An 8,378-nucleotide genomic window follows, 5' to 3' on the forward strand; every position below is an offset into this window, starting at 1 on the left:
TTCATCATGTCTTCGTCGCTGGTGCCGGGGTGGGCCGCGATGAAGTACGGAATCAGGAACTGCTTCTTGCCGGCTTCGAGGCTGTACTTCTCGAACATCTGCTTGAACTTGTCATAGCTGCCGATGCCCGGCTTCATCATCTTGGTGAGCGGACCCTGCTCGGTGTGCTCTGGCGCGATCTTGAGGTAGCCGCCGACGTGATGCGTGACGAGCTCTTTCACGTACTCAGGGCTTTGCACGGCCAGGTCGTAGCGCAGGCCGGAGCTGATGAGGATTTTCTTCACGCCCTTCAAGGCCCGCGCGCGGCGGTACATCTTGATCAGCGGATTGTGGTCGGTGTTGAGGTTCGAGCAGATGCCCGGGTACACGCAGCTCGGCTTGCGGCAGGCGGCCTCGATCTCGGGCGACTTGCAGCCGATGCGGTACATGTTGGCAGTCGGCCCGCCCAGGTCGGAAATCGCGCCGGTAAAGCCCTTGACGGTGTCGCGGATCGCTTCGATCTCGCGGATCACCGAGTCTTCAGAGCGGCTCTGGATGATGCGGCCTTCATGCTCGGTGATGGAGCAGAAGGTGCAGCCGCCGAAGCAGCCGCGCATGATGTTCACGCTAAAGCGGATCATTTCCCAGGCAGGGATCTTGGTCGCGCCGTCATGGCTGCCGTTTTCGTCAGCGTAGCGCGGGTGCGGTGAGCGCGCGTAGGGCAAATCGAAGACGTAGTCCATCTCGGCCGTGGTTAGCGGGATGGGCGGCGGCGTGATCCACACGTCGCGCGCCGTGGCGCCCTCGCCGTGGGCCTGCACGAGGGCTCTGGCGTTGCCGGGGTTGGTCTCCAGGTGCAGCACGCGGTTGGCGTGGGCGTAGAGCACTGCGTCGCTTTTGACCTGCTCGTACGACGGCAGGCGGATTACGGAACGGTCGCGCGGCGGAACCTTGATCTTGCCCTGCGCGGTGTGCACAGTGGACGGCAGATTCGGGTTGGCCACAAAGGTCAACGGTTTGATGGCGGGGTTGGCTCCAACTGGGTTGGCGGGCTTCACGGCTTTGGCAAGCACAGGCGAGCCCTTTGCTTYAGCCTCCACCGCAACTTCAGCAGCTTCGTCTTCACGCGCGCAGGTGGCGCCCTGCTCGCGCGCCTGGTCGGAAATCATCAAATACGGGTTGACGTGCGCTTCAACGCGGCCGGGTGCGTCAACACTGGTGGAGTCGATCTCGAACCAGCCGTTGGCGGTTTCATCGCCCGTGCGGCGGATAAAGGCGGTGCCGCGCACGTCGGTGATGCTGGCCACAGGCTCCTTGGCGGCCAGGCGGTGAGCAATTTCAACAATCGCCCTTTCGGCATTGCCGTAGAGCAGCAAATCGCATTTCGCATCGACCACCACGCTGCGGCGTACCTTGTCAGACCAGTAGTCGTAATGCGCGATGCGGCGCAGCGAGCCTTCAATGCCGCCCAGGATGATGGGCACGTCTTTGTAGGCTTCGCGGCAGCGCTGCGAATACACCAGCGCCGCGCGGTCGGGGCGCTTGCCGCCAATATCGCCGGGGGTGTAGGCGTCGTCACTGCGGATCTTGTGGTCCGCCGTGTAGCGGTTGATCATCGAGTCCATGTTGCCGGCGGTCACGCCGAAAAACAGGTTGGGCTTGCCCAGTACGCGGAAGGGGTCGGCGCTTTGCCATTCGGGCTGCGCGATGATGCCGACGCGAAAGCCCTGCGCCTCCAGCATGCGGCCGATGACAGCCATGCCGAAGCTCGGATGGTCTACATAGGCGTCGCCCGTGACGATGATGATGTCGCAGCTGTCCCAGCCAAGCGCATCCATTTCGGCCCGGCTGGTGGGCAGAAATTTGGCCGTGCCAAAGCGGGCCGCCCAGTACTTGCGGTAACTGGTCAGCGGCTTGGCGGCGCGCGTAAAGAAGGAGACGTCGACAGGGGCGTTCATGGACTTGAGGTAACCCTCTTGGGTAACCCTCCATTGTAAGGTTTACCCTGAGTTTTGCCTCTTTATTCGGCATTTAAGCCCTACAAAGGCCTGCCCATGCACGATTGACATGTTTAAAGTGGCCTCATGACCACGAATGGCCATGAATTCCCTGCATCCTCACTCCATCATGCCCATGAGCTCTTTCACTGCTGCCCTGCTTGCCGACTCCATTCTGGTGCTGCATGTGGCGATCGTCGCCTTTGCCCTGCTCGGCCAACTGCTGTTCATGGCAGGCGGCTGGCGCGGCTGGGCCTGGGTTCGCGCGCCGTGGGTCAGGCTCACGCATCTGGCGCTGATCGGCTTTGTGGTGGCGCAAAGCTGGCTGGGAGAGGTCTGCCCACTCACCATTTGGGAACAGGCCCTGAGGCAGCAGGCCGGGCAAGCCAGTTATGGCGGCTCCTTCATCGAGCACTGGCTGTCGCGGCTGATCTTTTTCAACGCGCCAGCCTGGGTGTTCATGGTGGCCTACACCGGGTTTGGCCTGCTGGTATTGCTGAGCTGGTGGTGGTGGCCGCCCCGCTGGAAGCGCACCCGGGCCCGCAGCGCCTAGCCGTGCTGCTCGCGGCTGTCCGCCGGCGCCTCGTCACGCTCATTCAGCCCGTAGTCACGCAGCACGTGGGCCACGCGCAGGCGGTAATTCTCAAAAACGCCGCCGCGCCCGCGGCTTTGCGCCTTGCGGTGGGATTCGAGGCGGCGCCATTCCAGCACGGCGGTTTCGTCCCTGAAGAACGACAGCGACAGCAGCTTGCCGGGATTACTCAGGCTTTGAAACCGTTCGACGGAGATGAAACCGTCGATTTGCTCCAGCTGCGGCTTGAGCGCCGCGGCGATATCAAGATAGGTTTGCATGTTGCCCTCGGCGGGCTGCACTTCAAAGATGATGGCGATCATGGGAAGCCTTTCAGGCGGGCGTCAATCAAAAAAAACCGGGATGCGGACATTCGTGGAAGGCCGGTAGCGCCAGCTTGCCGGTACAGGTAACCGCATGCCCGACTCCAGCAGGGCCCTGACGGCTGCGGCAGCCACATTGCAGGCCAGTGCTTGTCCTGGGCACTGGTGGGCGCCGCGGCCGAAGCCCGGCACATGGCGGTCCGCGCGATCCAGAAGGAAATGCTCAGGCTGAGGGTTGCACAAAGGGTCGCGGCCGGCCGCCGCCAGTGCCACGAGGACCACATCGCCAGGCTGCAGCGAAACGCCGGCCACCTCTGTCGCCTCCGCCACAAAACGGCGCGTGTTGTGAATGGACGGGTCATGCCGGCTGACTTCGTTCACCATCTGAAGCAAACGCTGCCGATCCTGGCCCACCGTTTCGGCCAGGCCCGGTTGTGTGCTCAGTGCGACCAGGCTATTCCCGACCAGCCCGGCCGTGGCCTCGCAGGTTTGCGACAGCAGGCCGACCAGGTTGGCGAGCAGCGCAGCGGCGTCATGCCACTGCGCCTTCTGCGCTTCCTGCTGGACGCGGGCAACGGCGCTGTCCGGGTTTGTGCCGCTCTGCTTCACGATGTCGGAAAACCTTGCCAGCAAAGCCGCTGCAGCATCACCTGCCGCAGCCAGTTGCTCCGGCGTGCTGAGCGGCGAGAGGCACGCCACAAAATCACGCGTCCAGCCCGCAACGCGCCGCAGTTCGGCTTCCGCAAAACCCAGGGCATCAGCGACCGCCATCACCGGCACATCAAAAACCCATCGCGACAATGCCGCTCCGCACAAGGCCTCGTCGCCCATGGCCTTCGCCGCAATCAACCGGGTACGCTCGCCAACGCGGTCCAGGTCCAATGCGGCCAGGAATCGCTGCAAGGCCAATTTGGGCGCGTCGTGCCGGGTGCCGTCGTTCATGCGGACCAGGCGGCCGAACACCTCACCCGCCGCCGACCCGGCGATGGCCTGCGGCACGGGCTCGGCCGCCGGCCGCACACCGCAAGCCGGGTTGCCCAGCACGGCATGGGCTGCGGCCGCGCTGGCAGCGATCCAGAGCTTGCGTGGTGCATCAAACACCAGCGGCGGGCCGGCCACCAGCGCAGCATAGTAAGGATAGGGATTGGGGTGGCTGGGCGCCGCAAGGATGTGTTCGGGATGCATGGGCGTCATTTTTGCCCAGGTGAAAGGCGGGATGCTTCGTTACCGGTCGAAGTATTAAACACCCTGTTTTACCCATGAAAACGGCCTGCAGGCCTTATCCATTGTGCGCAAGCAGCTATCAACTTAATAGCACAACACCGGGCTCCAGGCTTCACTGCAGCCGTCTGGCCGGCAGCACCTGCCCCCGGCACTCGCCAAACCCAATGCGCCGGAAGCCCTCGCGCGCGCAGCTTGCACGCAGGATGATGGCGTCCCCATCCTGCAGGAAGGTCCGGGTTTCGCCATTGGCCAGGGTCAGCGCGTTTTTCCCGCCCATGCTCAGTTCCAGCAACGATCCCGCCTGCTCGGGCCGGGGGCCTGACAGCGTGCCCGAACCCAGCAGGTCGCCGGGCTGCAGGTTGCAGCCGTTGACGCTGTGGTGCGTGAGCAGTTGCGCCACCGTCCAGTAGGCGTCGCGAAAGTTCGACTGCGACAGGCGCGCGGGGCCCTGGCCTGCCTCGCGCATGGCCTGGGTCTCCATCCACACTTCCAGCACCACGTCCAGGCCGCCCTGGCGGCGGTTGCCCTCAGAGTCCAGGTACGGCAAGGGCTGCGGGTCAGCGTCGGGCCGCACGAAAGGCACGCGAAACGGCGCCAGCGCCTCCATCGTGACCACCCATGGCGAAATGGTGCTGGCAAAGTTTTTGGACAGGAAGGGGCCCAGCGGCTGGTATTCCCAGGCCTGCACATCGCGCGCCGACCAGTCGTTCAGCAGCACCATGCCAAAGGCGTGCGCTTCAGCCTGTTCCATGGTGATCGGCTCACCCAGCGCATTGCCCTGCCCCACCAGCAAGCCGAGCTCCAGTTCGTAGTCAAGCCGCTGGGTGGGCCGCAAGGCTGGTGCCGCGTCGTCGGGCCCTTTGGTCTGGCCCAGCGGGCGGGGAAAGACCTGGCCGCTCACGCCGACGGACGACGCGCGGCCATGGTAGCCAATCGGCACCCACTTGTAGTTCGGCAGCAGCGGCGCGTCGGGGCGAAACAGCTTGCCCACGGTGGTGGCGTGGTGTATGCCGGTGTAGAAGTCGGTGTAGTCGCCAATACGGCACGGCATGTGCAGGGTCACCGAATCCTGGGGGGACAGGAAATGTTTCCACGCGGCCTGCTGCACGCTGCCCTCAGTCAACCCTTGCGACAGTGCCGCGCGCAGCGCACTCAGCACCTGCGGGCTTTGCGCCATCATCTCGTTCATGTCAGCGGTATCGACCAGGCCGGCCGCCCGTAAATCCAGCACCTGGTCGCCAATCGCCACGCCAATCTTCCGCACCCCGTCGGGGCCCTGGCTGTAGGTGCCAAAAGGCAGGTTCTGGATCGGGAAGTCGCTGCCGGCATCATTGGCGGAGGCGACCCAGCTGCGCAGTTGCGGGTCATGCGTGGCGTTGAGTAATTTATTCATGCGCATCAGCCCTTGAATTGGTCCTGGAGTCCGGCCCAGCAATTGCTGTAGCCGGCATCCAGCGCGCCGCCCTCCATCGCAAAAGCTGTAGGGATAAAGCGGTAGCGGCTTTCAAACATGAAGGCCAGGGTGTTGTCCAGCTTGTGGGGCGCCAGTGGCGCGGTGCTGGCTTTCTCAAACGCGTCGGTATCGGGACCGTGCGGCACCATACAGTTGTGCAGCGATGCCCCGCCGGGCTTGAAGCCTTCCGGCTTGGCGTCGTACTGGCCATATACCAGGCCCATGAATTCGCTCATGAGGTTGCGGTGGTACCAGGGCGGGCGGAACGTGTTCTCGGCCACCAGCCAGCGCGGCGGGAAGATCACGAAGTCGCAGTTGGCCGTACCCGGCGTGTCCGACGGCGAAGTCAGCACGGTGAAGATGGATGGGTCTGGGTGGTCGTAGCTGATGGAGCCAATCGTCATGAAGTGGGCTGTGTCGTACTTGCAAGGCACCAGGTTGCCGTGCCACGCAACCACGTTGAAAGGGCTGGCAGCTTGCCTGGCTGACCACAAACGTCCGCCGAATTTCTTGACGACTTCAAAACCACCCTCGGGCGCAGGCGCGCTGTCGAACGCGGCCGTGGGCGCCAGGAAGTCACGCGCATTGGCCAGCCCGTTCGAGCCGATGGGGCCGAGCTCCGGCAAGCGAAAGTGCGCGCCGTAATTTTCGCAGACGTAGCCGCGCGATGCGCCGTCGGGCAAGGCCACGCTGAAGGCCATGCCGCGCGGCACCACGGCGATTTCCCCGGGGGTGACATCCAGGATGCCCAGCTCGGTCGTCACTACCAGCCGGCCCTGCTGCGGCACCAGCAGCATCTCGCCGTCCGCATTGACCAGCGCGCGCTGCGACATGGAGCGGTTGKCCAGATACACCAGCGCGGCCATGCCCGTCTGCGCTTCAACGTCGCCATTGGCCGCCACGGTGCGGATGCCATCGACGAAATCCAGCGGCCCGGCGGGAATGGCGAACGGATTCCAGCGCAGGGGATCCGGCGGCACGGCAACGCCGCCTGCCGCGCCTGTTGTCCACTGCGCCTGGCCGTAGGGCCTGTAGCCGCCCGCCACCACGGAGGGTTGGCGGCGGTACATCCAGGTACGGCGGTTCTCGGCGCGCGGCGCGGTGAAAGCGGTGCCGGAAATGAGCTCGGTGTACAGGTCGTGCGGCGCGCGCTGCGGGCTATTGCGCCCCTGCGGCAGCGCGCCCGCAACGGCCTCGCTGGCAAATTCATTGCCAAAGCCGGACTGGTAACGCAAGGTGTTGGAGGTCATGGATGCTTCTTTCGGGTCTCGCGTGTTCAATTCACGGATTCAGATTCACGGATTCAATTCAAAGGTTTGGAGCGCTCACGCTTCGGCATCGGCAGGCTCATCGCCGCGGCCCCTGGCCTTTTCGATCAGCCGGTCGAAAAGATCACTGAGCTGGTCGCGCTCGGCTGCACTCAGCACACCAAAAATATCCTGGTTGCGCTGACCCACCACCTGCATGGTGCGCTGCCAGGCCTTCCGGCCCTTTGGGGTAAGGGTCAGCACCACGCCGCGCCCGTCCGTCGGGCTTGCGGCTTTGACGACCAGGCCCTGGTCGACCAGCGACTGGGCCGCACGGCTGGCCTGCCCTTTATTGAGGTTGGCTTTTTGCGCCAGGTCATTCACAGACAGCGGCGCGAAAGTACCCACGGCCGTGAGGCAACGGGCATCACTCATCGACAGGCGCGCGTCAGCCACATAAGCACGCTGGCTTTCAATGTCCGTCAGCTTGTGCAGAAGGTGCAGGCGGTAGGTCAGGGTTCTGTCGAGCTTGATCATGTAGCGACCGCTTCAATTTATGGTTGCGCCCGCAACTATAAACCGATCCGGTTGCGCCCGCAACCATTTATCAAGGCCGGCCCGGGGGCTCTTCGGAAGGCCCTAGTTACGCACCATCGTCATCTGGCCGCGCACTTCCCCTGCGGGATAGGCGGCCGTGTGGATGTTGGCATACCAGCGGCCCGCCATCAGGTCGGCGGCCTGGGCGGCCGTCAGTGTGGCGCTGCCGTCCATAGGGCTGCGGATGGGGCTGGCCCAGCCCAACGCAACACCGGCGTTGGCGCCGATAGCGGCCGGGCCGTGGAAGTGTCCCGCAGTCGCCGGGCCGGTCAGGCGGGTGTAATTGACTTTCCAGCGCAGCAGGTTGGTAGCGGGATCGAAAACGGCATCGACCGAGCCGCTACCGGTGCTGGCATTGGCGGGCACCTCATTGGCGCCGCGGAGCTGCGTGGTGAAGGCGACCAGACTGGATTGCTTGTTCATCACGCCGCAACCCGCGATGGCTGCAGCGGCTACCGCCATTGCAGCAAGGGAAACCCGGGTGGCGGTGCGGCGTGAAAGCATGTGTCAGCTCCTTGAAAAGTTGCAGCCGATTGTGCGTGCTGCACGCTGCTCAAACCCGTAGGACAAACCCCATGCGAACAGTCGGTTCCGGACGACGCGCGTACCCCAACACACACCGACACACCTGTGTGTCCGTGGGCCGGAGACTGCCCGATAGAGGCCTGCATCCCGCATCCTTTTTTCTCAGGCCCGCCCGCATCACAGTAGAAAGACTCTCACCATGGCATCGCGCGTTTTATGGAAAGGCGCCATCACTTTCGGCCTTGTCCACATCCCTGTGGCGCTGCATTCGGCCACCTCGGAAAGCGGTGTCGACTTTGACTGGCTGGACAAGCGCAGCATGGACCCGGTGGGTTACAAGCGCGTCAACAAGCGCACCGGCAAAGAAATCACCCGTGAAWACATCGTCAAGGGCGTCGAGTATGAGGACGGCCAATATGTAGTGCTGTCCGAGGAAGAGATCAAGTCGGCCTACCCCAAGAC

The 8,378-nt window shown here is 64.0% G+C and carries 9 protein-coding genes; 2 read left to right on the forward strand and 7 right to left on the reverse strand.

The annotated features are described in order from the left end of the window. The coding region (locus AC1D0Z_RS13020; RefSeq protein WP_477658648.1) for a YgiQ family radical SAM protein at positions 1 to 1,937 on the reverse strand (1,937 nt) is incomplete at its 3' end. Between the two features lie 175 nt (positions 1,938 to 2,112). Here AC1D0Z_RS13020 and AC1D0Z_RS13025 point away from each other — a divergent pair. Further along, a complete protein-coding gene (locus AC1D0Z_RS13025; protein ID WP_477658649.1) occupies positions 2,113 to 2,529 on the forward strand; it encodes a DUF2784 domain-containing protein in 417 nt (138 codons plus the stop codon). Here AC1D0Z_RS13025 and AC1D0Z_RS13030 read toward each other — a convergent pair. The 6 genes from AC1D0Z_RS13030 to AC1D0Z_RS13055 form a co-directional block, all read right to left on the reverse strand. After that, entirely contained in the window at positions 2,526 to 2,870 is a 345-nt protein-coding gene (locus AC1D0Z_RS13030) for an antibiotic biosynthesis monooxygenase family protein (RefSeq protein ID WP_477658650.1), read from the reverse strand. The genes AC1D0Z_RS13025 and AC1D0Z_RS13030 overlap by 4 nt on opposite strands. Before the next feature lie 21 nt (positions 2,871 to 2,891). Beyond that, a complete protein-coding gene (locus AC1D0Z_RS13035) occupies positions 2,892 to 4,064 on the reverse strand; it encodes a cytochrome P450 (RefSeq protein ID WP_477658651.1) in 1,173 nt (390 codons plus the stop codon). Between the two features lie 142 nt (positions 4,065 to 4,206). Beyond that, positions 4,207 to 5,487 (reverse strand): fumarylacetoacetase, encoded by a 1,281-nt coding sequence (gene fahA / locus AC1D0Z_RS13040; RefSeq protein WP_477658652.1) that lies wholly within the window; start codon positions 5,485 to 5,487, stop codon positions 4,207 to 4,209. A 5-nt stretch (positions 5,488 to 5,492) separates the two neighbouring features. Continuing rightward, positions 5,493 to 6,797: a homogentisate 1,2-dioxygenase gene (gene hmgA, locus AC1D0Z_RS13045; protein ID WP_477658653.1), complete on the reverse strand. Its 1,305-nt coding sequence runs from the start codon at positions 6,795 to 6,797 to the stop codon at positions 5,493 to 5,495. Positions 6,798 to 6,872: 75 nt separating this feature from the next. Then, a complete protein-coding gene (locus AC1D0Z_RS13050; RefSeq protein WP_477658654.1) occupies positions 6,873 to 7,331 on the reverse strand; it encodes a MarR family winged helix-turn-helix transcriptional regulator in 459 nt (152 codons plus the stop codon). 102 nt (positions 7,332 to 7,433) lie between these two features. Continuing rightward, entirely contained in the window at positions 7,434 to 7,895 is a 462-nt protein-coding gene (locus tag AC1D0Z_RS13055; RefSeq protein WP_477658655.1) for a CHRD domain-containing protein, read from the reverse strand. Between the two features lie 220 nt (positions 7,896 to 8,115). Between AC1D0Z_RS13055 and AC1D0Z_RS13060 the strand changes: the two genes are divergently transcribed. Continuing rightward, a partial coding sequence (locus AC1D0Z_RS13060; protein WP_477658656.1) for a Ku protein occupies positions 8,116 to 8,378 on the forward strand: 263 nt, incomplete at its 3' end.

This window comes from Polaromonas sp. P1_E3 (genome assembly GCF_056405935.1).

Excerpts from the sequence above, each read along its gene's own strand:
- AC1D0Z_RS13025 (WP_477658649.1), top strand. The coding sequence starts at position 2,113 with ATGAGCTCTTTCACTGCTGCCCTGCTTGCCGACTCCATTCTGGTGCTG.
- AC1D0Z_RS13030 (WP_477658650.1), bottom strand. The coding sequence starts at position 2,870 with ATGATCGCCATCATCTTTGAAGTGCAGCCCGCCGAGGGCAACATGCAA.
- AC1D0Z_RS13035 (WP_477658651.1), bottom strand. The coding sequence starts at position 4,064 with ATGACGCCCATGCATCCCGAACACATCCTTGCGGCGCCCAGCCACCCC.
- fahA (WP_477658652.1), bottom strand. The coding sequence starts at position 5,487 with ATGAATAAATTACTCAACGCCACGCATGACCCGCAACTGCGCAGCTGG.
- AC1D0Z_RS13050 (WP_477658654.1), bottom strand. The coding sequence starts at position 7,331 with ATGATCAAGCTCGACAGAACCCTGACCTACCGCCTGCACCTTCTGCAC.
- AC1D0Z_RS13055 (WP_477658655.1), bottom strand. The coding sequence starts at position 7,895 with ATGCTTTCACGCCGCACCGCCACCCGGGTTTCCCTTGCTGCAATGGCG.